This is a genomic window from Aeromonas sp. INTO2 (assembly GCF_049860605.1).
GTDB classification, from domain to species: domain Bacteria; phylum Pseudomonadota; class Gammaproteobacteria; order Enterobacterales; family Aeromonadaceae; genus Aeromonas; species Aeromonas caviae.
In genome coordinates this window covers 2,255,550-2,279,744 of sequence record NZ_CP187588.1, presented here as the reverse complement: position 1 = coordinate 2,279,744, position 24,195 = coordinate 2,255,550, and the positions used below count along the sequence as shown (strand labels likewise).

Here is a 24,195-nt window from a genome sequence, read left to right as displayed (position 1 = left end):
TTGATTGGGTAAATCGGTCTTGCTGTAAAAGACGATGTGAGTAACGTGGGGATCGTTGATCTGTTCCAGAATACCGACCTAGAGTTCATAGGCGAAACCGCCACCAACCTTGAAAAATCGGGCCATAGGGCGTATAACCACGCGCTTGTCAGTGTATTGAGTGAGCTAACTTTTATGCAGCAGAGTGAACCCGTGCAGACCGCCCCCTTTTGGCAGGCGAAGAGCCTGCAGCAGATGACCATGACGGAGTGGGAGTCTCTGTGCGACGGCTGCGGCAAGTGCTGTCTGAACAAGCTGATCGACGAGGACACCGAGGAGCTGGTGTTCACCAACGTGGCCTGCAACCTGCTCAATACCAAGACCTGCCAGTGCTCCGACTACGGCAACCGCTTTAAAAAAGAGCCGGACTGCCTGCAGATCACCCACGACAAGATTGCCGAGTTCAACTGGCTGCCCTCCACCTGCGCCTATCGCCTGCTGGCGGAGGGGCAGGGCCTGCCAGAGTGGCATCCGCTTATCACCGGCAGCCGCAGCGCCATGCACCAGGCTGGCCAGTCGGTGCGCGGCAAGGTAGTGCACGAGGCGCAGGCTGGTGACTGGGCCGACCATATCATTACCTGGGCGAGCTAAGCCTTAATCCGCCGTTTATTGCTTACTACAGGGGCAGGGGAGTGAGACTTCGCTGCCCCTGTTGTTTTTGGGATATAAGGGATGCGTTTTTGTGATAAAGGTAGTGTAAAGTTCTGCTGTGAGATGAACGTAGTGAGGGGGATGAGAAGCCGTCTCTAACGCCGTCTGTATTCGTTCAATCGCTTTTAGACACAAGGGCAGCAGAGTCCACACTCCGCTGCCCTTGTTGCTTTCTGGCGTCTTCTGGCGATGTAGTGTTGTTCTCCTCAGCCTGGCCCTCTCCCAAGGGGAGAGGGAAGGGGGCGGGGGATGTTTTACAGCGTCCGCGACGATAACGTTTCTCTGTTCTGCTGTTCTGCTGTTCTGCTGTTCTGCTGTTCTGCTGTTCTGCTGTTCTGCTGTTCTGAGTACCTGAGTGCCTGAGTGCCTGAGTGCCTGAGTGCCTGAGTGCCTGAGTGCCTGAGTGCCGGTGGGCACATCCGTGCATCAAGCGCAGGAGAGGAGTGGAGAGGGGCATCATAGAGAGGGGCGTTAGGAGGCTAACGTCTGGCCGAGCCTGCGGCTCAGAGCCCACGAGCCAGCCGGCCTGGGAGGTGGGAAGCGGCTTGCACACTGCCAAACAGCCATAAAAAAACCGGCGCCTTGGCGCCGGTTTTTGTTCTCCGAGACTCTATTACAGAGAAGCGGTGAAGGTACGGGTGATGACGTCTTGCTGTTGCTCCTTGGTCAAGGAGTTGAAGCGAACGGCATAACCGGATACGCGGATGGTCAACTGCGGATATTTCTCCGGGTTTTCCATGGCGTCCAGCAGCATTTCACGGTTCATCACGTTGACGTTCAGGTGCTGACCACCTTCCAGGTTGGCTTCGTGGTGGAAGTAACCATCCATCAGGCCGGCCAAGTTGGCTTTCTGGGCTTCAATGTCTTTGCCCAGCGCGTTCGGCACGATGGAGAAGGTATAGGAGATACCATCTTTGGCGTAGGCGAACGGCAGCTTGGCAACGGAAGTCAGGGAAGCAACGGCACCCTTCTGATCACGACCGTGCATCGGGTTGGCACCCGGGCCGAACGGCGCACCGGCGCGACGACCATCCGGGGTATTACCGGTCTTCTTGCCGTACACCACGTTGGAGGTGATGGTCAGCACGGACTGGGTAGCCACGGCACCACGGTAGGTGTTCAGCTTCTGAATCTTCTTCATGAAGCGCTCGACCAGGTCGCAGGCGATGTCATCGACGCGAGCGTCGTTGTTGCCGAACTGCGGGTACTCGCCTTCGATTTCGAAGTCGATGGAGACGCCATCGGCATCACGTACCGGCTTGACCTTGGCGTACTTGATGGCAGACAGGGAGTCAGCGGCTACGGACAGACCGGCGATACCGCAGGCCATGGTGCGATAGACGTCACGGTCGTGCAGCGCCATCAGGGAGGCTTCGTAGCTGTACTTGTCGTGCATGTAGTGGATGATGTTCAGGGCGGCGACATACTGCTTGGCCAGCCAGTCCATGAAGTGATCCAGTCTGTCCATCACGTCGTTGTAGTCGAGGTACTCGGAGGTGACCATTTCGGTCTTCGGACCGACCTGGATCTTGAGCTTCTCGTCCATACCACCGTTGATTGCATACAGCATGGTCTTGGCCAGGTTGGCACGGGCACCGAAGAACTGCATCTGTTTGCCGACGATCATCGGGGACACACAGCAAGCGATGGCGTAGTCATCGTTGTTGAAGTCCGGACGCATCAGGTCGTCGTTCTCGTACTGAACGGAAGAGGTCTCGATGGATACCTTGGCACAGTACTTCTTGAAACCGACCGGCAGCTTCTCGGACCACAGGATGGTCAGGTTCGGCTCAGGGGACGGGCCCATGGTGTACAGGGTATTCAGCATACGGAAGCTGTTCTTGGTGACCAGGGTACGGCCATCAACGCCCATACCGGCCAGGGTCTCGGTGGCCCACATCGGGTCGCCGGAGAACAGTGAATCGTATTCCGGGGTACGCAGGAAGCGAACCATACGCAGCTTCATGACCATGTGGTCCATCAGCTCCTGGGCTTCTTGCTCGGTGATCAGACCCTTTTGCAGGTCACGCTCGATGTAGATGTCCAGGAAGCTGGAGGTACGACCGAAGGACATGGCCGCGCCGTTCTGGGACTTGACCGCCGCCAGGTAGGCGAAGTAGGTCCACTGGACGGCTTCTTTGGCGGTCTTGGCCGGTACGGAAATGTCGCAGCCATATTTGGCAGCCATCACCTTCATCTGGGCCAGGGCACGGTGCTGCTCGGAGATCTCTTCGCGCAGACGGATGGTGGCTTCCAGGTTGACACCGTTTTCCAGATCGGCCTGCAGGGACTTGAACTGGGCCAGTTTGTCGGCCATCAGGAAGTCGATACCGTACAGGGCAACACGACGGTAGTCACCGATGATACGGCCACGGCCGTAGGCATCCGGCAGACCGGTGATGACGCCGGACTTGCGGCAGTTCAGGATGTCTTTGGTGTAGACGTCGAACACGCCCTGGTTGTGAGTCTTGCGGTACTCGGTGAAGATCTTCTCGACCATGGGGTCAAGCTGGCGACCGTACACTTCGCAAGAGGTCTTGACCATCTTGATACCGCCGTTGGCGATGATGGCGCGCTTGAGCGGCTTGTCAGTCTGCAGACCGACGATCTGCTCCAGGCTCTGGTCGATATAGCCGGCATCGTGAGCGGTAATGGTGGAGGGCAGGTCGGTATCAAAATCGACCGGCGCGTGAGTGCGGTTCTCGATCTTGATGCCTTCCATGACCTTGTCCCACAGCTTGGTGGTGGCTTCGGTCGCACCAGCCAGGAAGGACTCGTCACCTTCATACGGGGTGTAGTTCTTCTGGATGAAGTCACGGGTGTTGACAGAGGTCTGCCATTCACCGGCTGCGAAGCCTTCCCATGCTTTTTGGAACTGTTCGTTAAGTTCTGCCATTTTCATTACCTCTCAAGGTATTTATGTGTCTGCCGCCATCCTTAATGATGGCGACGGAAGATAAACCAGTAAGTCAGCCCAACCATGACGCCACCACCAATGATATTACCTATGGTGACAGGGATGAGGTTGTGCAGGACGAAGTTGGACACGGTCAGGTCGGCAAAGGTCGCCGGATCCTGGCCGATGGCCTGCCAGAATTCCGGGCTCGCGACGCTGTGGATGGCGATACCGACCGGGATCATAAACATGTTTGCGATGCTGTGCTCGAAACCGGAGGCCACGAACATGGCGACGGGGAGCAGCATCACCATCACCTTGTCGGTGGCGCTGCGGGCGCCGAAGGCCATCCACACGGCGAGACACACCATGAGGTTGCAGAGGATGCCGAGGGCCACGGCCTCGAAGAAGGTGTGGTGGATCTTGTGCTGGGCCACTTTCATGGCGTTCAGCCCCCACTGGCCATCCGCCGCCGTGTATTCCGCCGACATGATGATGAGCCCGACGATGATGAGTCCGCCGATGAGGTTGCCGAAGTAGACCAGTCCCCAGTTCTTGAGCAACTGGGCCCAGCTGATTCGATTGGCCGCCTTGGCCACCAGGGTCAGGGTGGTGGAGGTGAACAGCTCGGCACCGAGCAGCACACAGAGGATGAGGCCGAGGGAGAAGCAGAGACCACCGACCAGCTTGGCCATACCCCAGGACATGCCGCTTGAGCCGGTAGTGACGGTGATATAGAAGACGAAGGCGATGGCGATGAAGGCGCCTGCCGTGATGGCCAGAGGAATAGTCTTGTATGCGGGCTTGGTGGCCTTGGCATAGGTAATGTCTTCGGCCAGTGCGGCGATGGCTTCGGGCTTGAGACAATCAAAGGGTGATTCTGCTTTCAATTCTCATGTACCTGCATATTTTGCCTGTGGAAATCATAACAAAGGGGCAGATCCCCAAAATTGACTCCGATCAAGAATTACAGATTGTGAATGTAATTTTACTACAGGATTTTTCGTCGTCCGGAAGCTTCTCTTTACACCAGGTTTCAGGTGAAACAGAAGTGAAAAATTTATTAATATTCTGATTTTTAAGAACTTATAAACGGCATCTCTAAAAAAGTACCGGCAAGGCACCTTTGCGGAACCCCTGCACCATGGGCATCAAATTAACAACCCCCTAAGAGGTATTTTTTGTCTTTTATTTCATCTTTGAATAAAGGCCAGCCAAAGCGTAGACCATAAAACAGAAGGGGCCATAAGGCCCCTTCGTCACACTAGCATATCAGTTCCAGGTATGGATTCGTTTGGCTTTTTGCAATTTCTCGTAAGCGGCCAGCAGTTTCTGGTGCAACGGGAACTGGGAGAGGGACAGATCGGCGGCTTCCAGACCGTGGAAGCGCGCCTCGCCGCGGGCATTGGCCCAGGCCTGTGCCAGGGTCTCTTCCCCGAACATGCGGGCGAATACCGGGCGGTATTGCTCGGGGTCGCGATCCTCGTCCAGGAACAGCTCGACGCAGGCGCGCAGGGCGCGGTAGTAAGCGGCGCGATCGGCCGGGAACACCGACTGGTTGAACTCCATGGTCCAGTCGATGAGGTCGAGGGCGCTCTCCAGGTCGCCTGCGGCCAGCGCCAGCATGGCTTTGAGCTCACCGACGCGCAGGGTGTGCAGGGCAGTGCCCTTGGCGGCGGCGATGCCGAGCAGCTCGCGCACCCGGGTCCGCTCGTCGTGACCCTCTTCATCCAGCTGGTCGAACAGGGCCATGTACTGCTCTGCGTCCCACTCGAGCGCCGGCAGCGCCAGGATGGTTTCCCGCAGGTGGGCCCCCATGGTGTTGTTGGCCAGCAGCAGATCTTCCACCGGATAGATGTCGGACATGCCGGGCACCAGGATACGGCAGGCGTAGACACCCAGGTGCTCGTAGTCGGCGATGTAGACCGGCTGCTCCAGCTCGTGGAAGATGCCGATCAGGTGGTCGAACTCCTCTTGCGAGGTGCCACGGAAGTCCCAGTCGGCAAACTCGAAGTCGGACTCTTCCTTGAACAGATCCCAGCTGATGAGGCCGGAGGAGTCGATGAAGTGGGTCTCCAGGTTGTGGTGATCCGCCACCTGCTCGTTGTCAAACGACGGCGGCACGAAGACGTCCAGATCCTTGAGGCTGCGCCCTTGCAGCAGTTCGGTGACGGTGCGCTCGAAGGCGACCTCGAAGCGCGGGTGGGCGCCGAAGGAGGCAAAGCAGGTGCCGTTGCTCGGGTTGAGCAGCACCACGCAGATGACCGGATAACGGCCGCCGAGGGAGGCATCGAAGCTGTAGATGGGGAAGCCTTCGGCCTCCAGTGCATCGATGGACGCCTTGATGCCGGGGTAACGGGCGATGACCTCGCCCGGGATCTGGGGCAGGCTGATGGCCTCGGCGATGATCTTGTTCTTCACGTGGCGCTCGAACACTTCCGACAGCCCCTGGGTGCGGGCTTCGGTGCGGGTGTTGCCGGCGCTCATGCCGTTGGAGACATACAGGTTGCCGACGATGTTCATCGGGATGTAGACGGTCTGGTGGTCGGACTGACGCTCGAAGGGCAGGGCGACGATGCCGCGCTCCTCGTTGCCGGATTGCAGGTCCACCAGCATGTCGGCGGTCACTTCACCGTCCGGGTTGTAGAACTTGCGGGTGAAGGAGTCGAGCAGACCTGTGGGAAGCTGATCCCCCTCGATGGGGAACCACTTCTCGTTCGGGTAGTGGACGAAGTCGCCATTGGCGACCTGCTCGCCTAGGTAGAAGTCGGCGAAGAAGTAGTTGGTGGAGAGACGCTCGAAATACTCGCCAAGGGCGGAGGCGAGCGCCGCCTTCTTGCTGGCACCCTTGCCGTTGGTGAAGCAGAGGGCGCACTCCTTGTCCCGGATGTGCACGGACCAGACGTTGGGCACGGGGTTGAGCCAGGAGGCCTCTTCGATATCAAACCCCAGGGCTTGCAGCTTGGTCTGGAAGCGTTCGATGGAGTCTTCCAGCGCTGCGTCCTTGCCGGGAATAAAAGTGTGGTCGGTCATCACAATATCCTGATTTTATGGGCTCATGTTTGGACGCAGATAATAGCATGAGTGACGGGGAAAGCGGCCAGGGCAATGGTGTGGGCTTGCCCTGGTCTGCATTGGATGGGCGGGGTGTGGTAGTGGGGCCGGGCGGTGCGCTGCGGGGCGGTGATTTTTCATGGGAAAGAGGGTTGGGCCATCAGTTTTACTTAACACAATTAAGATAAAGTAAATTTTATTATGACCCTGTGCCCTTCATCATGGCGTCAACCGTTGGTGGGGGGAGGAAAAGAGGGAGCGCCTGCGCCCGTTCCGCCACCCCGTCTTGATGAGCCTTGACCAGGAGTGCTGAATGTTCCCGATGATCCCCCGTATCGACCCCGAGATAGCCAGGTTGGCGCCGGGTTTTTGTGCCCTCAGCATCGTGGTGGAAGCCGCCCCCGTGATTGACACTCTGGTGGGGGAGCGGGCCCTGGCCCGGGCATGTGCGGCCCTTGGCACCGACGAGGCCCCCTGGGCCCTTGAACATCTGACCGCCTGGGATCAGGTGTTCAAGGGGTTTGGCGCCAAGCCTGCCCGCACGCCCTGCTCGGCCCAGGCATTGCGCAAGCGGGTGCTGCGCGATGGCGTCTTGCCCGCCATCGATCCCGTGGTCGATCTCTACAACGCTATCAGCATCGAGTATGCCATTCCCGTGGGCGGGGAGGATCTGGCGGCCTATGTGGGGACGCCGCGCCTGGTGATTGCCGATGGCAGCGAATGCTTTGACACCCTCAAAGAAGGGCTGCCAGCCGAGGAGGCACCGGCTCCCGGAGAGGTGGTGTGGCGGGACGATCTCGGCGTCACCTGTCGCCGCTGGAACTGGCGCCAGGGGATCCGCACTCGCCTGAGCCTCTCTTCCCCCCGGATGTGGTTCATTCTGGAGTGTCTGCCGCCGATGCCGCGCACGGCCTTGTGGGAGGCCGGCGACAGGCTGATTGCCGGTCTCACGCAGATGATGCCTGGGGCCCGCATCGAGCAGACGCTGGTGGAGTGATTGAAGGAGCAGACGAAAAGATAAAAGGAGGCGCCCCATGTTCGCCCGGGCGGTCATGGGTCGGATCTTGCTCGCCATGCCACGTCTGTGCCGCCCGCCTTTACCCACCGCCTGCGAATACATCAGCAAGCAGAGGAACACGGCAACACGCCGGGCTGACATCGTCCCCTGGAGCTTGCCAAGTCGGGGCCGGTGTACCCGGCCCTTTCAGCGCGCCTAACCGATGAATTTCAGACCCAGAATGCCGACGATGATGAGCAGCAGGCAGAGCACCCGGGCCAGGGTGGCCGGTTCGTTGAACAGCCAGATCCCCATCAGCACGGTGCCGACTGCGCCGATGCCGGTCCAGACCGCATAGGCGGTGCCAAGGGGCAGCTGTTTGACCGCCATGGCGAGCAGCAGCACGCTCACGGCCATGGCGATCAGGGTCAGCAGGGTGGGGAGGGGACGGCTGAAACCGTCGGTGTATTTGAGGCCGATGGCCCAGGCGACCTCGAACAGGCCGGCCAACAGCAGGAGCAACCACGACATAAGGCAGATTCCGCAGGAAGCAGGGTCGTCCCTGCGTATCAGGAGGCCTCGGGGCCGTCCCCGAGGGGCAGCGGGGCTGCCGGTCGGTCTCAATGATGCCCCAACTGGAGGCAGGATGCCAACCGGCTGCCCGCAGGTCGGCCAGGCCGACGGATATTGCAGCGAATGGCACAGAATATTGCGCAATTCGACTTGCGCCCGCCGTCACAATCCGTAATGTGGACAGACGCATTTTTTGCAACTCATATATTGTGAATCCCTTGTAAACGGCTGGCGCCAAGGCAGGGGGTCACGGGTACCACACACGATTTCTATAAGCAGCTATCCAGGGTAGGACATTATGAAAAAAGTAGGTTTGGTCGGTTGGCGTGGCATGGTGGGTTCGGTCTTGATGAGCCGGATGCAGGAAGAGAAGGATTTTGCCCGCATTCAACCCACCTTCTTCACCACCTCCCAGGCCGGTGAGGCCGCCCCCAATTTTGGCGTCGATGCCGGCACCCTGCAGGACGCCTTCGATCTCGAGGCGCTGGCCGCACAGGACGTCATCATCACCGCCCAGGGCGGCGACTACACCAAGGATGTCTATCCGCGCCTGAAAGCCGCGGGCTGGCAGGGCTACTGGATTGACGCTGCCTCCTCCCTGCGCATGGAGAAGGACGCGGTCATCATCCTGGATCCGGTCAACGGCGACGTCATTGAAGATGCCCTGAACAACGGCATCAAGACTTTCGTTGGCGGCAACTGCACCGTCAGCCTGATGCTGCTGGCCCTGGGTGGCCTGTTCAAGGCCGATCTGGTGGAGTGGGTGAGCGTGGCCACCTATCAGGCGGCCTCCGGTGGTGGTGCCCGCCATATGCGCGAGCTGGTCACCCAGATGGGCATGCTGCGGGATGAAGTGGCGGTGGAGCTGGCGGATCCCGCCTCCGCCATCCTCGACATCGAGCGCAAGATCACCGAGAAGACCCGCTCCGGCACCCTGCCGGTGGACAATTTCGGTGTGCCGCTGGCCGGTGGCCTCATTCCTTGGATCGACACCAAGCTCGACAACGGCCAGAGCCGCGAAGAGTGGAAGGGTCAGGCTGAGACCAACAAGATCCTCGGCATCGACGGTGCAGCCATCCCGGTGGATGGTCTGTGTGTGCGGATCGGCGCCCTGCGCTGCCACAGCCAGGCCTTCACCATCAAGTTGAAAAAAGATGTGCCCCTCGCGGAGATCGAAGCTCTGCTGGCCGCTCACAACGACTGGGTCAAGGTGATCCCGAATGATCGCGACATCACCGCCCGCGAGCTGACCCCGGCTGCCGTCACCGGCACCCTCAGCATCCCGGTCGGTCGTCTGCGCAAGCTCAACATGGGCCCGGAATACCTGGCCGCCTTTACCGTGGGTGACCAGTTGCTGTGGGGCGCCGCCGAGCCGCTGCGTCGCATGCTGAACATCCTGCTGGCCCGCTGAGGTAGCTGCAGCAGGGAACAAGGAAGGCCTGGCCTTTCTTGTTCCCCTCTTCGTGCCTGTCCATAAAAAAGCGGCATCCCTTGGGATGCCGCTTTTTAATTTATCCAGTTTGACTCTTAGATGTTCTGTGCTTCGTTTGGCACGATGACAGAGGCATGATTTCCTTTCGGCCCCTGCTGCAGTTCAAAGTTGACTGCCTGACCTGCTTTCAAGGTCTTGTAACCTTCCATTTGAATCGTGGAGTAGTGAGCGAAGATATCTTCACCACCGCCTTCCGGACAGATAAACCCAAATCCTTTTGCGTTGTTGAACCACTTGACTGTTCCGGTTGCCATACATCTACATCCTTTTATTGATTACCCTGAAGTCGTTGAGTAACCTGCGCCAGCCTTATATAACTAGGGCATGACCCCGTAGCAGACGGGCGCCGATTAGCAAGTAACCAATCTAGTCCAACTTTTAAGCGAGTCAAGAAGTTGTTAACAACCGATGTGATCTGGTTAACAAGTCTATTGACAATCTTGAGCGACACGGTAGTAATCTAGAGGTACCAAAGCGCAACTATGAGCAAGCAGAAAGAACTCTTTGCTAATGAAGAGATTGCAGAGGCAGAGAAAACGAAGCTGCAACCGCCACCCATGTACAAGGTCGTCCTGAACAACGACGACTACACACCGATGGAGTTCGTGGTGGAGGTGCTGCAAAGGTTCTTTGGTATGGATCTGGAGAAGGCCACTCAGGTGATGCTGAGCGTGCATTATAGTGGTAAGGGAGTCTGCGGCACATTTACCGCCGAGATTGCCGAGACCAAAGTGGTCCAGGTCAACACCTATTCACGTAACAACGAACATCCACTGCTATGTACCATGGAAAAGGCTTGAATCTGATGACTTGATGGCGATAACGACACCGCATTGTTGCTGTACTGAGGGGAGGTGCCTATGTTGAACAAAGATCTAGAAAAGACGCTGAACGAGGCTTTCAAGCTGGCCCGTGACGAGCGCCACGAATTCATGACCGTCGAGCACCTGTTGTTGGCCCTGCTGGATAACAGCTCAGCCCATGAGGCGCTGAGTTCATGTGGTGCGGATGTGGAACAGATGCGCAAAGAGATCCGCGCCTTCATCAATCAAACGACCCCGCTCATCCCCCGTGACGACGAAGACAGGGAAACCCAGCCGACGCTGGGCTTCCAGCGCGTGCTGCAACGTGCCGTCTTCCATGTCCAGTCGTCCGGCAATACCGAGGTGAGCGGTGCCAATGTCCTGGTCGCCATCTTCAGCGAACAAGAGTCCCAGGCCGCCTACTTCCTGAAAAAAGCCGAAATAAGCCGCCTGGATGTGGTGAACTTCCTGTCCCACGGGGTGCGCAAGGTCAACAAGCCCGAGAGTGGTGGCAACAATGCGGAATCTGATGACGAGGTATCCTCTGCCCAGATAGAAAGCTTTGCCACCAACCTCAACCAGCTGGTGCTGGAGGGGCGTATCGATCCGCTCATCGGCCGTGATCAGGAGCTCAATCGCACCATTCAGGTATTGTGCCGCCGCCGCAAGAACAACCCCTTGCTGGTCGGGGAAGCCGGTGTGGGCAAGACCGCCATCGCCGAAGGGCTTGCCTACCGTATCGTCAAGGGGGATGTGCCCGAGGTGATTGCGGGTAGCACCATCTACTCCCTGGACATGGGCTCCCTGCTGGCGGGCACCAAGTATCGTGGTGACTTCGAGAAGCGCCTCAAGGTGCTGCTCAAGCAGATCGAGCGTCAGGAGGGGGCCATCCTCTTCATCGACGAGATCCACACCATCATTGGGGCCGGTGCGGCTTCCGGTGGCCAGCTGGATGCGGCCAACCTCATCAAGCCGCTGCTCTCCAATGGTTTGCTGCGCTGCGTGGGCTCCACCACCTACCAGGAATATGCCCAGATCTTCGAGAAGGACAGGGCCCTGGCTCGCCGCTTCCAGAAGATCGACATCGTCGAACCCACAGTAGACGACACCACTCGCATTCTGATGGGACTCAAGAGCCGTTATGAGTCTCACCATGGCGTGCGTTACACCGTCAAGGCGATCCGGGCGGCGGTAGAGCTTTCCGCCAAGTACATCAATGATCGCCATCTGCCTGACAAGGCCATCGACGTCATCGACGAAGCGGGGGCAGGGCAACGCCTCTTGCCCGTCAGCAAGCGCAAGAAGGTGATCAATGTGCCGGAAATCGAGGCAATTGTTGCCAAGATTGCCCGTATACCAGAGAAATCTGTCTCCTCCTCCGACAAGGAGGTGCTGAAGAATCTGGAGCGCAATCTCAAGATGGTGGTGTTCGGGCAGGACAAGGCCATCGAGGTGCTGACCGATGCCATTCGGTTGTCTCGTTCAGGGCTTGGCAACGAACGCCGGCCTGTGGGGTGCTTCCTGTTTGCCGGCCCGACCGGGGTGGGCAAGACCGAAGTGACCCAGCAACTGGGCAAGGCGCTCGGGGTCGAGGTATTGCGATTTGACATGTCGGAATACATGGAACGCCATACCGTGTCCCGGTTGATCGGGGCTCCTCCCGGTTACGTGGGATTCGAGCAGGGAGGGCTGTTGACCGACTCGGTCCTCAAGCATCCGCACTCCGTCGTGCTGCTTGACGAGATCGAGAAGGCGCATCCGGATGTCTTCAACTTGCTGCTGCAGGTGATGGACAACGGTACCCTGACGGACAACAACGGGCGCAAGGCAGATTTTCGCAATGTGATCCTGGTGATGACCACCAACGCAGGGGTTCAGGAGACCCAGCGCAAGTCCATCGGCTTCCAGCAGCAGGACATGAGCCACGATGCCATGGCGGTGATCAACAAGACGTTCAGTCCGGAGTTCCGCAACCGGCTCGATCACACCATCTGGTTCAACCATCTCGACATGGGAGTGATCCATCAGGTGGTCGACAAGTTCATCGTCGAGCTGCAGGTTCAGCTGGATGCCAAGGGCGTTTCACTGGAGGTGTCTGAAGAGGCGCGCCACTGGTTGGCAGAGAAAGGGTATGACAGGGCAATGGGAGCAAGACCCATGGGCCGGGTCATTCAGGAGCACCTCAAGAAGCCCCTGGCCAACGAGATCCTGTTCGGTTCCCTGGTCGATGGCGGTATTGTGAAGGTTGAGCTGGTGAACAACAGCCTCAGCTTTGATTTTCAGGTCAACGTTGAAGCTGTCTCTCACTGACTGTGAGCAAGGCCGGAAATGACAAAAAACCCCAACCGAGAGGCTGGGGTTTTTTGCTGAATTCCTGGCTTAGCGAGAGCGGAAAACAATACGTCCCTTGGAGAGATCGTACGGAGTCAGAGCCACCGTTACTTTGTCCCCAGTCAGGATACGGATGTAGTTTTTGCGCATCTTGCCGGAAATATGAGCGATAACCACGTGACCATTTTCCAGTTCCACACGGAACATGGTATTGGGCAAGGTTTCGAGAATGGTACCCTGCATCTCAATACTGTCTTCTTTAGCCATTGAATCCTCTTGATAAGCCACAACAAAAAACCGCTGGATCATGCCGGATTTAAGGCTATGTGTAAAGTTTACTCGGGCTTGGTGTCGATTTTTTTCCATTCGCCCTGTACCAGCAGCTCATGGGGCAGGTATTGGCGCTTGTAATTCATCTTGCGGCACTCCTCCACCAGATACCCCAGATAGAGCCACTGACGACCGGTACGTCTGGCCAGTTCCAACTGGCTCAGGATGGCGAAGGTGCCGAGCGACCGGTCGGCATAGTCGGGGTCGAAGAAGGTGTACATGGCGCTTAGGGAGTGGGGAAGCAGGTCCGTGGTGGCCACGCCGATGAGGCGACCCTCCTTGCGTATCTCCAGATAAAGGGGGGGCATCCAGTCGCAGTGCAGGAACCCCTTGTATTGGGTCCGGCTCGGTGGATACATGCTGCCATCCCGATGACGCTCACGGATATAGCGTTCATAGAGCTGGTAATACTCGGGCTTGTCGTCATAGCTCAGTACGAGTTCGAGATCTCGGTTCAACTGGCGGATGCGTTTCTGCCCACGGCTCGGGGTGAAGCGTTCACTGTGTATGCGCAAGGATTGGCAGGCGCTGCAGGCGGGGCAGTGAGGACGATAGATGTCGTTGCCACTGCGCCGGAATCCTGCCGTCAGCAGCCGTTCGTACCCGGCGGCGTTGAGCAATTCATGGTCCATCAGGACCAGCAACTGCTCCTGCTCGTGACCGAGGTAGCTGCACGGGTGCTTGGGGGTCAGCCCGACCTTGAGGATCACTTCTTCACTCATAGGCTGATTCTCCTCGGTTGCCAGCATCCCTCTTGCAACGGTTGCCGGGTCAGGGTGGCCAGGGTGGTCAGAAAGCGCTGCCTTGGCCACTCCTGGACGCCCAGCGTGGCCAGAAAATCGTTTTGCATCTGGCAGTCGATGAGGGCACCGCCGTGCCCTGCAAAGTGGCGACAGAGGGCCACCATGGCCAGTTTGGCGCCATTGTCGATGCGGCTGAACATGGATTCACCACAAAAGAGTCGGCCCAGAGAGAGGCCATAGAGACCTGCCTGCAACTGATCATCCTGCCAGATCTCGATGGAGTGGGCATGACCGAGACGATGAAGGCGCCGATAGGCGTCGATCATGGGGGCACTTATCCAGGTGCCGCTGGCGGTGCGACGGGGCGCGGCGCAGGCTGCAATGACGTCATCAAAGGCGCGATTGATGTAAATCTCGAAGGGGGTGCGGCGCAAACACTTCTGCAGGCTGCGGCCGATGTGGAGTTCCTCGGGCACGATGACTCCCCTGGGGTCCGGTGACCACCACAGCAGTGGCTGATGGGGTTCATTCCATGGAAAGATTCCGCTGTGATAAGCTGCCAGCAATCGAGCGGGGGAGAGATCTCCCCCAATCGCGAGCAGCCCGTTGGGCTCTTCCAGCGCATGGCTGGGGGAGGGAAACCAGCACAGCTCATCATCCAGTTCGGTAAGATAGCGAGACATAAGGCAGAGGTTCATAGATGAAGGCCATTATCCTGATAGTATCCAGCTTGCTTGGCTTTGTCACGGCGCCGGCCTGGAGTGCGGTGTATGAACGCAACACGGCGCGTCCGGTGGAGCAGGTGGTCTTCGGCCAGGTGGATGCGGTGCGCAACATCACCCAGCGCCAGATGGTGGAATCGGAGCATTCCGGCTGGAAAACCCTGGGAGGTGCCGTGCTTGGCGGGCTGCTCGGCAACCAGTTTGGCGGTGGGCACGGGCGGGAGATTGCCACAGCGGTCGGGGCGCTGGCGGGAGCGGCGGCGGTGCAGCAGTTTCAGTCAGGGGGCAGCGTGGTGGAGAACAAGCTGGTGGAGCTGCTGATCCGCAACGAGCAGAACGGGCTCATCAACGTGATCCAGGATTACGATCCGGCCATGGTCTTTGCGCAGGGCGACAAGGTGCGCATCCTCTATTTCAGCGATGGGGTGCGGGTCGACAAGACCTATTGAACGGTGAAGAAGGGATTGACCCGGCGGCCACCACACAAGGGGCGCCGGGCGGTACTACACGGAGTGTCTCTGCTGATGCTTGCTCAGACGTCCTGACAGACTATCTTGTCTCGCCCGGTATTCTTTGCCTGATACAACTGGCGATCTGCCTCGCTCAGCGCCTCGTCCATGGAGAGCCGCCCGACATTGATGACGCCGAAACTGGCGCGCACAAAGAGCGATATCTCCCGCGACAGCGGTTGCTGGCGCATTTGCAGACGAAGCCCTTCCAGCCGCTTGAGCAGCACGGGGACGGGGCAGTGGGGCACCATCAGGGCAAATTCTTCGCCACCGAATCGGGCTATCATGGCATCCGGGAAGAACTGGGTGAGCAGCCTGGCCAGGTGACAGAGCAGCTGATCGCCGATGGCGTGACCCCAGTGATCATTGACCTGCTTGAAGTGATCCACGTCGAGCACGCACAGGGAGAGCTGCGCCTGATGGCGCTGATGCTCCTCGAACCACTTTTGACCCTCGTTGAACCAGTAACGTCTGTTGTAAAGCCCGGTCAGGTAGTCTCGGTTGGCCGATTCCTGGATGTTGTTGAACTGCTCAAGGGCCTCCAGGTTGTGGCTGACCCGGCACTGCAGCTCCTCGGGTTCAAAGGGCTGATTGAGAAAATCATTCGCCCCTTGCTTGAGGTAGCGTGCCGAGAGGCCGTGTTTGTCCGACACCGAGATGCCGATGATGGCGAGCTGCTGCTTGCTGTAGCGCTCGCGCAGCATTCGCACCAGGCTGATGCCGTCGATCTCCGGCATGTAGTAGTCCACTAGCATCAGGCGAATGGCGGGGTGCTGCTCGAGCTGCGCCAGCGCATCGCGGGCTGAATTGGCCTCGTGCACCTGCAACAACTGCTTGCGCAACTGGGCCGCGGTGCGGTGACGGGAGGTGCGTGAATCGTCGACCACCAAGACTTCGATGGCCTGGTTGAGGTAGAGGCGGTGCACCAGACCGACGGCATATTGCAGGGAGTGACGTGAATCCTTCATCACGTAGTCCAGCACCCCGGCCTCCAGCCAGGCTTCCCGCTTCTCTTCGCTGATGTCGGCCGTCAGGATCACCACCGGCAGCCCACGCTCCCTCAGCACATTGACAGCCTCTCCACCGGGGGCGTCCGGCAGGGTAAGATCCACCAAGGCGACCACATAATCTTCCCCATGGCAATCGCGAGCCCCTTCAAGGGTATCGAAGGCGTCGATTTCCAGCCCGGTCTGTTGCGCAATGGCCTGGGTCAGCATGCGGCGTACCGTCAGGCTGTCTTCCACTATCATTATTTTTCGTTTCATCCTGCTCCTTGCAATAAAAAAGGGCATGCCAACTGGCATGCCCTTTATATCCTTCCGATTATTGTGCGTCCAGATATCGCTCAGCATCGAGGGCGGCCATGCAGCCGGTCCCTGCGGAGGTGATCGCCTGGCGGTAGACGTGGTCGGCCACGTCGCCGGCGGCGAACACGCCCGGGATGCTGGTCTGGGTTGCGAACCCTTCCAGTCCGCCACGCACTTTCAGATAGCCGTTTTCCATCGCCAGCTGCCCTTCGAAGATCTGGGTGTTGGGCTGGTGACCGATGGCGATGAAGACCCCCATCAGCGGCAGCTCGGAGGTGGTGTCATCCCGGGTGCTGCGCAGGCGCACGCCGGTGACGCCCATGTCGTCACCCAGAACTTCGTCCAGGGTCTGATGGGTGTGCAGGACGATATGGCCGCTCTCGACCTTGTCGTTGAGGCGCTTGATCAGGATCTTCTCGGCGCGGAACTCGTCGCGGCGATGGATGAGGTGCACTTTTTTGGCGATGTTGGCCAGATAGAGTGCCTCTTCCACGGCGGTGTTGCCGCCGCCGACCACGGCCACTTCCTGATTGCGGTAGAAGAAGCCGTCACAGGTGGCGCAGGCGGAGACGCCGCGGCCCTTGAAAGCCTCTTCGGAGGGCAGACCCAGGTATTTGGCGGAGGCGCCGGTGGCGAGGATCAGCGCATCGCAGGTGTATTCACCGTTGTCGCCCTTGAGGCGGAAGGGACGCTCGGTCAGCGTCACTTCATTGATGTGATCAAAGAGGATGCGGGTATCGAACTTCTCTGCATGCTCTTTCATGCGCTCCATCAGGGCCGGGCCGGTCAACCCTTCCGCGTCCCCTGGCCAGTTTTCCACTTCGGTGGTGGTGGTCAGCTGACCACCTTGCTGCATGCCGGTGATGAGCAGGGGATTGAGGTTGGCGCGAGCGGCATAGATGGCCGCAGTGTAACCTGCCGGGCCGGATCCCAGGATCAGCAGTTTGCTGTGAGTGACTTGGCTCATGATGTGATTTCCGAGACGTGATGAGTTTGCGCGATTGTAGGTAATTCGTGATCCGTGGTCAAAGGCCAGCGCATCGATTGGGGCAATCGCCAACAAGAGGGGTGAGCCGGGGATGGCAGGCATAAAAAAACCGCCCATCGCGGGCGGATTTTCACTCATCTACCTCCCTTTGCAGGGACGCGATCAGTTCAGCAGAGTCAGGGGATCCGTGTAAGCCAGGTTGTGGGCCACGGCAACCTCCTTGCAGGTGATTTTGCCCGCCATCACGTTCAGGCCGCGCAATAGGTGGGGATCGGCGAGCAGTGCGTTGCGATAGCCCTGTTCGGCCAGCTTGATGATGAAGGGGAGGGTGGCGTTGTTCAGGGCCACGGTAGAGGTCCGCGCCACGGCACCCGGCATGTTGGCCACGCAGTAGTGCACCACCTCGTCGACGATGAAGGTGGGATCTTCATGGGTGGTGGCATGGGAGGTCTCGACACAGCCGCCCTGGTCGATGGCCACGTCCACGATGGCTGCACCGGGTTTCATACGAGCAATGTGGTCACGGCTGACAAGTTTTGGCGCAGTGGCGCCAGGCACCAGCACGCCGCCGATGACCAGGTCCGCCGCCAGCAGATGGCGCTCCAGGGTCTCGCGGTTGGAGTAGACCACCTTGGCAGCCCCTTGGAACTCGCTGTCGAGACGGCGCAGGGTATCGACGTTGTTGTCGAGGATGGTGACGTCGGCACGCAGGCCGACGGCCATGCGGGCTGCGTTGGAGCCCACCACACCACCACCGATGATCACCACCTTGGCCGGTTCCACACCGGGCACACCGCCGAGCAGCACGCCGCTGCCGCCACGGGATTTCTCCAGTGCCTGGGCACCGGCCTGAATAGACATGCGTCCGGCCACTTCCGACATGGGGGCCAGCAGGGGCAGACCGCCACGACCGTCTGTGACGGTTTCATAGGCGATGCAGACGGCACCACTGTCGATGAGATCCTGGGTCTGGGCCAGGTCCGGCGCCAGATGCAGATAGGTAAAGAGGGTCTGGCCGGGACGCAGCATGGCCCGTTCCACTGCCTGGGGTTCCTTGACCTTGACGATCATCTCCGCCTTGGCGAAAACTTCGGCAGCGGAGGCCAGGATCTCGGCTCCGGCAGCCAGATAATCTGCGTCACTGAACCCAATGCCATTTCCTGCGCCGCTTTGGACGAAAACAGTATGGTTTCGTGCTGTCAGTTCACGTACACTGGCCGGAACCATGCCTACGCGATATTCATGGTTTTTTATTTCCTTAGGTACACCGATAATCATGCTATCCCTCGTCTATCGATTGGTGGTTTATGTTGCCTAGATGTTAAGCGATATTTGCGCCTAGTATATTCAGGTATTGACAGGATTTGTGACCATTATTATAAAGTGACTGGTGATTCTTACCAAAAAATAGCCAAAGGATGGAATTAAATGATGGAAGCTAAGAGTCGGCTAAAGGATTTGGACAGGATTGACCGCAACATTCTGAATGAACTGCAAAAGGATGGCAGGATTTCGAACGTTGAGTTGTCCAAACGAGTTGGCCTGAGTCCCACACCGTGTCTGGAACGGGTTCGTCGCCTGGAGCGACAAGGGTATATCGAAGGATATGCCGCCATTCTGAACCCTCATTATCTGGACGCGTCTCTGCTGGTGTTCGTGGAAATTACCCTCAATCGTGGCGCCCCCGATGTGTTCGAGCAGTTCAACAAGGCTGTTCAGGTGCTCGAAGAGATCCAGGAGTGCCATCTGGTGTCCGGTGATTTCGACTATCTGCTCAAGACCCGCGTCAGCGACATGTCCGCTTACCGCCGCCTGCTGGGTGAAACCCTGCTGCGTCTGCCGGGCGTCAACGACACCCGCACCTACGTGGTGATGGAAGAGGTCAAACAGAGCAGTCGTCTGGTGATCAGCACCCGATAAGCGGGGTTGTGCTGTGACTTGCAAGTTCCATGACGAGTCACGATAGTCAGAAACGAGCGGCCGGTCCGCTCGTTTCTTCTTATAGAGAGTTTCAGGCCCGCCCTCAGGCACTGGCTGACAATCGGTGGGCTTTTCAGGGATACTAGGCCCCCTATCCCCGCATTCATGTTTTCACAAAGGAGCCGGAGTTTGGCCGATAAAAAGCTGTTTACTCCTTTATCAGGTACACAACGGATCTTCGAGGCCGTCTTGATCGCCATCACCCTGATGGCTGCCTATCTTTTGCTTGCCCTGCTGACCTACCATCCCGCCGATCCCGGCTGGTCGCAAACCTCCTGGCAAGGGGAGGTGAAAAACCTCGCGGGCAGCGCCGGTGCCTGGCTCGCCGACATCACCATGTTTACCTTCGGGGCCTTCTCCTATCTGGTGCCCCCTCTGGTGGTGCTGCTTGGCTGGAGCCTGTTCTGGCGCCCGAGCAAGCTGCTGGAAGTGGATTACCTCACCCTGTCGGTACGGATCATCGGCTTCGTGCTGACGGTGCTTGGCATGTCCGCCATCGCCAGCATGAACTTCAACGACTTGCAGAACTTTTCCGCCGGCGGCCTGGTGGGGGATGTGATCGCCTCAGCCGTGGTGCCGCTGTTTGGCGGCGTGGGGGCCAACCTGATGCTGCTCTGCTTCGTGGCGACCGGCATCACCCTCTTTACCGGCTGGTCCTGGCTCACCATTGTCGAGCGCATCGGTGCCGCCTGCACCGGCTCAGTCAGCGCCATCTACCATTTCCCCACCACCCTGGGCCGCTGGCTCACCGGTGGCTGGCGCCAGCCCCGCTATGAGGGGCCGGATCCCCTGCTGGAAGGGGGCGTGGGCAGCTTCGATCAGGAAGAGGATGACGAAGACCCCCACGGCAGCTGGACACGCAACCCCAAGGCGAAGAATCGCGCTCAAAAGACAAAAGCTGACGAATGGCTGCCGGAGCTTGACGAAGACACCTTCCAGTTCGATCCGCAGTTTGACGACGAAGAGGACGAGGCTCCGGCGCCTGCCGCCAAGGGCAAGCGCGTGGCCAATGGCCGTCCGCGTCCTGCCGTGCGCCAGGAAGAAGATGACCTCGACTTGCCCTGGGCGGAGGGGGATGACGAACCCGATGCTCCCATTGCCGCTGCGCCGGTGAAAGCCAAGCGCCGTCCCCAGCCCGGTCTGGCCCCTTTGCCGAGCATCGATCTGCTGGACAGGCCGCCCGCCAAGACCCAGATGATGAGCAAGGACGAGCTGGAGCGCATGGGCCGGCTGGTGGAGGCGAAGCTCGCCGATTACAACGTGCAGGCCAAGGTGGTGGGCGTCTATCCCGGTCCCGTCATTACCCGCTTCGAGCTTGACCTGGCGCCGGGCATGAAGGCGAGCAAGATCACCAATCTTTCCCGGGATCTCGCCCGTTCTCTCTCTGCCAGCAGCGTGCGGGTGGTGGAAGTGATCCCGGGCAAGACGTTCGTCGGGATCGAGCTGCCCAACCGGGTACGCCAGACCGTCTACCTGCGGGAAACCCTCGACTGCGAGGCGTTCGCGGCCAGCCGCAATCCGCTCACCATGGGGCTGGGTCAGGACATCGCGGGGGAACCCGTGGTAGTGAACCTTGCCAAGATGCCTCACCTGCTGGTGGCGGGTACTACGGGCTCGGGCAAGTCGGTGGGGGTGAACACCATGATCATCTCCATGCTCTACAAATCCTCCCCCGAGGATCTGCGCTTCATCATGATCGACCCCAAGATGCTGGAGCTCTCGGTCTACGAAGGGATTCCGCACCTGCTGACCGAGGTGGTCACCGACATGAAGGATGCCGCCAACGCCCTGCGCTGGTGCGTAGGCGAGATGGAGCGTCGTTACAAGCTGATGTCCGCGGTCGGGGTGCGCAACCTCAAGGGGTACAACGACAAGGTGCTGGCCGCCATCGAGGCGGGGGATCCCCTGGTCGACCCCCTGTGGCGTCCGGGCGACTCCATGGATCAGATGCCGCCGGAGCTGGAAAAACTGCCCCACATCGTGGTGGTGGTGGACGAGTTTGCCGACATGATGATGATCGTCGGCAAGAAGGTGGAGGAGCTTATCGCCCGTATCGCCCAGAAGGCGCGGGCGGCCGGTATTCACCTTATCCTCGCGACCCAGCGCCCGTCGGTGGATGTCATTACCGGCCTCATCAAGGCCAACATCCCGACCCGTATCTCCTTCCAGGTGTCGAGCAAGATCGATTCGCGCACCATCCTGGACCAGGGGGGCGCCGAATCCCTGCTCGGCATGGGTGACATGCTCTACATGCCTGCCGGCACCTCCAACCCCACCCGGGTCCACGGTGCCTTCGTCGATGACCACGAGGTACACAAGGTGGTGGCGGACTGGAAACTGCGTGGGGAGCCGGATTACATCGACGAGATCCTCTCCGGCGAGTCGGACGGCGAGGGCGGCGGCGGCGACTTCGGCGGGGGCGGCGATGAAGAGCTCGATCCCCTGTTCGACGAGGCGGTGGCCTTCGTGGTGGAATCCCGCCGTGGCTCCACCTCCAGCGTCCAGCGCAAGTTCAAGATTGGTTACAACCGGGCGGCCCGTCTCATCGAGCAGATGGAAAACCAGGGCATCGTCAGCGCCCCGGGCGGCAACGGCCAGCGCGACGTGCTGGCACCGCCGCCGGTTCGTGACTAAGCCTAACTCCTGTATCATTCTGGCCATGCCCTCTGCGGGCGTGGCCTTTTATCGAGAACCTCCCTATGAAGAGCCTGATGAAAAAACAACTGTTGATGGGTTCCATTCTGCTGGTCGCCAGCAGCCAGGTATGGGCCGATGCGGCCAGCGATCTCAAGGAGAAGCTCTCCTCCGTCAATGTCTTCTCCGCGACATTTGCCCAGACCGTTTATGACAGCAAGGGCAAGGAGCTGCAAAAGGCGAGCGGCTCCCTGCTGGTGCAGCGACCCAACCGCTTCAACTGGCACACCACTGCCCCGGACGAGAGCCTGATCGTGGCCGATGGCAAGGATGTGTGGGTGTACGACCCCTTCGTCGAGCAGGTCACCGCCCTCAAGATGAAGGATGCGGTGCTCAACACCCCCTTCGTGCTCATCGCGGGCAACGACAACAGCCTCTGGAAGAACTATGACGTGACCCAGGAAGGGGATGTCTACACCGTCACCAGCCGCAACAAGGACGAGCTGATCGCCTCCTTTCGCATCACCTTCGACCGTCAGAACAACATCAGCCGCTTCGACGTGAAAGAGGCGCAGGGGCAGTGGAGCGAGTTCACCCTGAGCAGCTTCAACCGCAAGCCGGTGCTCAAGGGCAACGAATTTGTCTTCAAGATCCCGAAGGGGGTCGAGCTGGACGACCAGCGCTGATGAGCCAGCCGTTACCGGCGTTATCGTCTGACCGGGCGTCATGGACGACCGGTCAGCTGCAAGGTCAATGCAGATGAGCAATTTATCCCTGGATTTCTCCTCGGACTTTCGTCCGCTGGCGGCCCGGATGCGGCCGCAAACCCTCGAGCAGTACATCGGCCAGCAGCATATTCTGGGGCCGGACAAGCCCCTGCGAAAAGCGATCCTGGCGGGGCACTGCCACTCCATGATCCTCTGGGGGCCCCCCGGCACCGGCAAGACCACGCTGGCAGAACTGGTTGCCCACTACTGCCAGGCGGAGGTGGAGCGGCTCTCGGCGGTCACCTCCGGCATCAAGGAGATCCGCGCGGCCCTCGACAAGGCGAAGGAGAACGGCTGGCGCGGGGTGCGTACGATCCTGTTCGTGGATGAAGTCCACCGCTTCAACAAGAGCCAGCAGGATGTCTTCCTGCCCCACATCGAAGACGGCACCATCACCTTCATCGGCGCCACCACCGAGAACCCCTCGTTCGAGCTCAACAACGCGCTGCTCTCCCGGGCCCGGGTCTATCTGCTCAAGAGGCTGGAGGAGCAGGACATCCTCGCCATGATCGATCAGGCGATGCAGGACCCGCGCGGGCTCAATGACCCTAGCCTGCGCTTTGCCCCCGGGGCCAAGGAGGCGCTGGCGAAAGCCGTGGACGGGGACGGGCGCAAGTCTCTGAACTATCTGGAGCTCCTGGCCGACATGGCCGAGGCCGACAGCTCAGGGGCGCGGGTGATCGACAGTACCCTGCTCGCCGCCGTGGTGGGGGAGCACGTGGCCCGTTTCGACAAGGGCGGCGATCACTTCTACGACCTCATCTCGGCGGTGCACAAGTCCATTCGCGGCTCGGCACCGGATGCAGCCCTCTACTGGTATGCCCGCATGGTGAGCGCCGGCTGCGATCCCCTCTACATCGCCCGCCGCTTGCTGGCCATTGCCTCGGAAGATGTGGGCAACGCCGATCCCCGTGCCATGCAGGTGGCGCTCTCGGCCTGGGACTGCTTCCATCGCATCGGTCCGGCGGAAGGGGAGCGGGCCATCGCCCAGGCCATTGTCTACCTCGCCTGCGCCCCCAAGAGCAATGCGGTCTACACCGCCTGGAAGGCGGCGCTTCACGACGCCAAGAACCTGCCGGACTTCGAGGTGCCGCCGCACCTTCGCAATGCACCGACCAAGCTCATGAGCGAGCTGGGCTACGGCGCCGAGTATCGCTACGCCCACGACGAGCCGGGGGCCTATGCGGCCGGCGAGCAGTACTTCCCCCCGGAGCTTGCCGGCAAGCAGTACTATCAGCCCACCGAGCGGGGGCTTGAGAAGCAGATAGCCCAGAAGCTCGACTATCTGCATGAGCTGGACAAGCAGAGCCCGCGCAAGCGATAGGAAAGACCTTCAGGTTCCTTGCCCGGAAAAGGGCACGGCAAAGGCATCAGGGGAG

The 24,195-nt window shown here is 59.6% G+C and carries 21 protein-coding genes; 10 read left to right on the top strand and 11 right to left on the bottom strand.

All coding sequences use genetic code 11. From position 1 onward, the window contains the following. Positions 1 to 174: 174 nt before the first annotated feature. Positions 175 to 630, top strand: coding sequence for a YcgN family cysteine cluster protein (locus ACPW74_RS10790; RefSeq protein ID WP_010674503.1), 456 nt, complete (start codon positions 175 to 177; stop codon positions 628 to 630). A 673-nt stretch (positions 631 to 1,303) separates the two neighbouring features. On the opposite strand, the gene pflB is transcribed toward ACPW74_RS10790, so the two are convergent. The 3 genes from pflB to ycaO all read right to left on the bottom strand — a co-directional run bounded on the left by pflB (position 1,304) and on the right by ycaO (position 6,619). After that, entirely contained in the window at positions 1,304 to 3,586 is a 2,283-nt protein-coding gene (gene pflB, locus ACPW74_RS10785; RefSeq protein ID WP_125117236.1) for a formate C-acetyltransferase, read from the bottom strand. A gap of 41 nt (positions 3,587 to 3,627) precedes the next feature. After that, a complete protein-coding gene (gene focA, locus ACPW74_RS10780; protein WP_200164719.1) occupies positions 3,628 to 4,476 on the bottom strand; it encodes a formate transporter FocA in 849 nt (282 codons plus the stop codon). A 382-nt stretch (positions 4,477 to 4,858) separates the two neighbouring features. Next, positions 4,859 to 6,619, bottom strand: a complete 1,761-nt coding sequence (gene ycaO, locus ACPW74_RS10775) for a 30S ribosomal protein S12 methylthiotransferase accessory factor YcaO (protein WP_103260004.1) — start codon at positions 6,617 to 6,619, stop codon at positions 4,859 to 4,861. A gap of 334 nt (positions 6,620 to 6,953) precedes the next feature. Here ycaO and ACPW74_RS10770 point away from each other — a divergent pair, with 334 nt between their 5' ends. Then, the gene (locus ACPW74_RS10770) at positions 6,954 to 7,637 is read left to right on the top strand and encodes a B3/B4 domain-containing protein (RefSeq protein ID WP_125117238.1); all 684 of its coding nucleotides are present in this window, start codon (positions 6,954 to 6,956) and stop codon (positions 7,635 to 7,637) included. A 216-nt stretch (positions 7,638 to 7,853) separates the two neighbouring features. Here the strand turns inward: ACPW74_RS10770 and sugE are convergent, their stop codons facing one another. Continuing rightward, positions 7,854 to 8,168 (bottom strand): quaternary ammonium compound efflux SMR transporter SugE, encoded by a 315-nt coding sequence (sugE, locus tag ACPW74_RS10765; RefSeq protein WP_041215293.1) that lies wholly within the window; start codon positions 8,166 to 8,168, stop codon positions 7,854 to 7,856. A 340-nt stretch (positions 8,169 to 8,508) separates the two neighbouring features. Between sugE and asd the strand changes: the two genes are divergently transcribed. Beyond that, complete coding sequence (gene asd, locus ACPW74_RS10760; RefSeq protein WP_104455834.1) at positions 8,509 to 9,621, top strand: aspartate-semialdehyde dehydrogenase; 1,113 nt, start codon at positions 8,509 to 8,511, stop codon at positions 9,619 to 9,621. Between the two features lie 116 nt (positions 9,622 to 9,737). On the opposite strand, the gene cspD is transcribed toward asd, so the two are convergent. Beyond that, complete coding sequence (gene cspD / locus ACPW74_RS10755; RefSeq protein WP_010674510.1) at positions 9,738 to 9,956, bottom strand: cold shock-like protein CspD; 219 nt, start codon at positions 9,954 to 9,956, stop codon at positions 9,738 to 9,740. Positions 9,957 to 10,184: 228 nt separating this feature from the next. Between cspD and clpS the strand changes: the two genes are divergently transcribed. Both clpS and clpA read left to right on the top strand, forming a co-directional pair. Then, on the top strand, positions 10,185 to 10,502 hold the full coding sequence (clpS, locus tag ACPW74_RS10750) for an ATP-dependent Clp protease adapter ClpS (protein WP_005325410.1): 318 nt from the start codon (positions 10,185 to 10,187) through the stop codon (positions 10,500 to 10,502). 60 nt (positions 10,503 to 10,562) lie between these two features. After that, the gene (gene clpA, locus ACPW74_RS10745; RefSeq protein ID WP_125117239.1) at positions 10,563 to 12,815 is read left to right on the top strand and encodes an ATP-dependent Clp protease ATP-binding subunit ClpA; all 2,253 of its coding nucleotides are present in this window, start codon (positions 10,563 to 10,565) and stop codon (positions 12,813 to 12,815) included. Between the two features lie 69 nt (positions 12,816 to 12,884). Here clpA and infA read toward each other — a convergent pair whose 3' ends face one another. From infA to aat, 3 genes are all read right to left on the bottom strand, one after another. Further along, entirely contained in the window at positions 12,885 to 13,103 is a 219-nt protein-coding gene (gene infA / locus ACPW74_RS10740; protein WP_005300033.1) for a translation initiation factor IF-1, read from the bottom strand. Positions 13,104 to 13,171: 68 nt separating this feature from the next. Further along, positions 13,172 to 13,888: an arginyltransferase gene (locus ACPW74_RS10735; RefSeq protein WP_125117240.1), complete on the bottom strand. Its 717-nt coding sequence runs from the start codon at positions 13,886 to 13,888 to the stop codon at positions 13,172 to 13,174. Further along, positions 13,885 to 14,592 (bottom strand): leucyl/phenylalanyl-tRNA--protein transferase, encoded by a 708-nt coding sequence (aat, locus tag ACPW74_RS10730; protein WP_039039162.1) that lies wholly within the window; start codon positions 14,590 to 14,592, stop codon positions 13,885 to 13,887. Before aat ends, ACPW74_RS10735 begins: the two co-directional genes overlap by 4 nt. A 17-nt stretch (positions 14,593 to 14,609) precedes the next feature. Between aat and ACPW74_RS10725 the strand changes: the two genes are divergently transcribed. Next, positions 14,610 to 15,080, top strand: coding sequence for a glycine zipper 2TM domain-containing protein (locus ACPW74_RS10725; protein ID WP_041211363.1), 471 nt, complete (start codon positions 14,610 to 14,612; stop codon positions 15,078 to 15,080). Between the two features lie 83 nt (positions 15,081 to 15,163). On the opposite strand, the gene ACPW74_RS10720 is transcribed toward ACPW74_RS10725, so the two are convergent. The 3 genes from ACPW74_RS10720 to ald all read right to left on the bottom strand — a co-directional run bounded on the left by ACPW74_RS10720 (position 15,164) and on the right by ald (position 18,713). Further along, positions 15,164 to 16,405: a diguanylate cyclase gene (locus ACPW74_RS10720; protein ID WP_029314438.1), complete on the bottom strand. Its 1,242-nt coding sequence runs from the start codon at positions 16,403 to 16,405 to the stop codon at positions 15,164 to 15,166. Positions 16,406 to 16,463: 58 nt separating this feature from the next. Further along, positions 16,464 to 17,414 (bottom strand): thioredoxin-disulfide reductase, encoded by a 951-nt coding sequence (gene trxB / locus ACPW74_RS10715; protein WP_125117241.1) that lies wholly within the window; start codon positions 17,412 to 17,414, stop codon positions 16,464 to 16,466. Positions 17,415 to 17,597: 183 nt separating this feature from the next. Next, positions 17,598 to 18,713: an alanine dehydrogenase gene (gene ald / locus ACPW74_RS10710; protein WP_104455836.1), complete on the bottom strand. Its 1,116-nt coding sequence runs from the start codon at positions 18,711 to 18,713 to the stop codon at positions 17,598 to 17,600. Between the two features lie 150 nt (positions 18,714 to 18,863). Here ald and lrp point away from each other — a divergent pair, with 150 nt between their 5' ends. From lrp to ACPW74_RS10690, 4 genes are all read left to right on the top strand, one after another. Beyond that, positions 18,864 to 19,355: a leucine-responsive transcriptional regulator Lrp gene (gene lrp / locus ACPW74_RS10705; protein ID WP_005300047.1), complete on the top strand. Its 492-nt coding sequence runs from the start codon at positions 18,864 to 18,866 to the stop codon at positions 19,353 to 19,355. Between the two features lie 189 nt (positions 19,356 to 19,544). Further along, positions 19,545 to 22,049, top strand: coding sequence for a DNA translocase FtsK (locus ACPW74_RS10700; RefSeq protein WP_042863776.1), 2,505 nt, complete (start codon positions 19,545 to 19,547; stop codon positions 22,047 to 22,049). A gap of 77 nt (positions 22,050 to 22,126) precedes the next feature. After that, positions 22,127 to 22,735, top strand: coding sequence for an outer membrane lipoprotein chaperone LolA (gene lolA, locus ACPW74_RS10695; RefSeq protein ID WP_125117242.1), 609 nt, complete (start codon positions 22,127 to 22,129; stop codon positions 22,733 to 22,735). A 67-nt stretch (positions 22,736 to 22,802) separates the two neighbouring features. After that, positions 22,803 to 24,140 (top strand): replication-associated recombination protein A, encoded by a 1,338-nt coding sequence (locus ACPW74_RS10690; protein ID WP_041211365.1) that lies wholly within the window; start codon positions 22,803 to 22,805, stop codon positions 24,138 to 24,140. Positions 24,141 to 24,195 lie beyond the last annotated feature (55 nt).

What these genes read in the sequence shown, in the direction of transcription:
- ACPW74_RS10770 (WP_125117238.1), top strand. Translation starts at nt 6,954, where the DNA reads ATGTTCCCGATGATCCCCCGTATCGACCCCGAGATAGCCAGGTTGGCG.
- ACPW74_RS10735 (WP_125117240.1), bottom strand. Translation starts at nt 13,888, where the DNA reads ATGAGTGAAGAAGTGATCCTCAAGGTCGGGCTGACCCCCAAGCACCCG.
- ACPW74_RS10720 (WP_029314438.1), bottom strand. Translation starts at nt 16,405, where the DNA reads ATGAAACGAAAAATAATGATAGTGGAAGACAGCCTGACGGTACGCCGC.
- trxB (WP_125117241.1), bottom strand. Translation starts at nt 17,414, where the DNA reads ATGAGCCAAGTCACTCACAGCAAACTGCTGATCCTGGGATCCGGCCCG.
- pflB (WP_125117236.1), bottom strand. Translation starts at nt 3,586, where the DNA reads ATGGCAGAACTTAACGAACAGTTCCAAAAAGCATGGGAAGGCTTCGCA.
- aat (WP_039039162.1), bottom strand. Translation starts at nt 14,592, where the DNA reads ATGTCTCGCTATCTTACCGAACTGGATGATGAGCTGTGCTGGTTTCCC.
- asd (WP_104455834.1), top strand. Translation starts at nt 8,509, where the DNA reads ATGAAAAAAGTAGGTTTGGTCGGTTGGCGTGGCATGGTGGGTTCGGTC.
- ACPW74_RS10725 (WP_041211363.1), top strand. Translation starts at nt 14,610, where the DNA reads ATGAAGGCCATTATCCTGATAGTATCCAGCTTGCTTGGCTTTGTCACG.
- clpA (WP_125117239.1), top strand. Translation starts at nt 10,563, where the DNA reads ATGTTGAACAAAGATCTAGAAAAGACGCTGAACGAGGCTTTCAAGCTG.
- infA (WP_005300033.1), bottom strand. Translation starts at nt 13,103, where the DNA reads ATGGCTAAAGAAGACAGTATTGAGATGCAGGGTACCATTCTCGAAACC.
- lolA (WP_125117242.1), top strand. Translation starts at nt 22,127, where the DNA reads ATGAAAAAACAACTGTTGATGGGTTCCATTCTGCTGGTCGCCAGCAGC.
- ycaO (WP_103260004.1), bottom strand. Translation starts at nt 6,619, where the DNA reads ATGACCGACCACACTTTTATTCCCGGCAAGGACGCAGCGCTGGAAGAC.
- ACPW74_RS10690 (WP_041211365.1), top strand. Translation starts at nt 22,803, where the DNA reads ATGCAGATGAGCAATTTATCCCTGGATTTCTCCTCGGACTTTCGTCCG.
- ACPW74_RS10790 (WP_010674503.1), top strand. Translation starts at nt 175, where the DNA reads ATGCAGCAGAGTGAACCCGTGCAGACCGCCCCCTTTTGGCAGGCGAAG.
- clpS (WP_005325410.1), top strand. Translation starts at nt 10,185, where the DNA reads ATGAGCAAGCAGAAAGAACTCTTTGCTAATGAAGAGATTGCAGAGGCA.
- ald (WP_104455836.1), bottom strand. Translation starts at nt 18,713, where the DNA reads ATGATTATCGGTGTACCTAAGGAAATAAAAAACCATGAATATCGCGTA.
- cspD (WP_010674510.1), bottom strand. Translation starts at nt 9,956, where the DNA reads ATGGCAACCGGAACAGTCAAGTGGTTCAACAACGCAAAAGGATTTGGG.
- sugE (WP_041215293.1), bottom strand. Translation starts at nt 8,168, where the DNA reads ATGTCGTGGTTGCTCCTGCTGTTGGCCGGCCTGTTCGAGGTCGCCTGG.
- lrp (WP_005300047.1), top strand. Translation starts at nt 18,864, where the DNA reads ATGATGGAAGCTAAGAGTCGGCTAAAGGATTTGGACAGGATTGACCGC.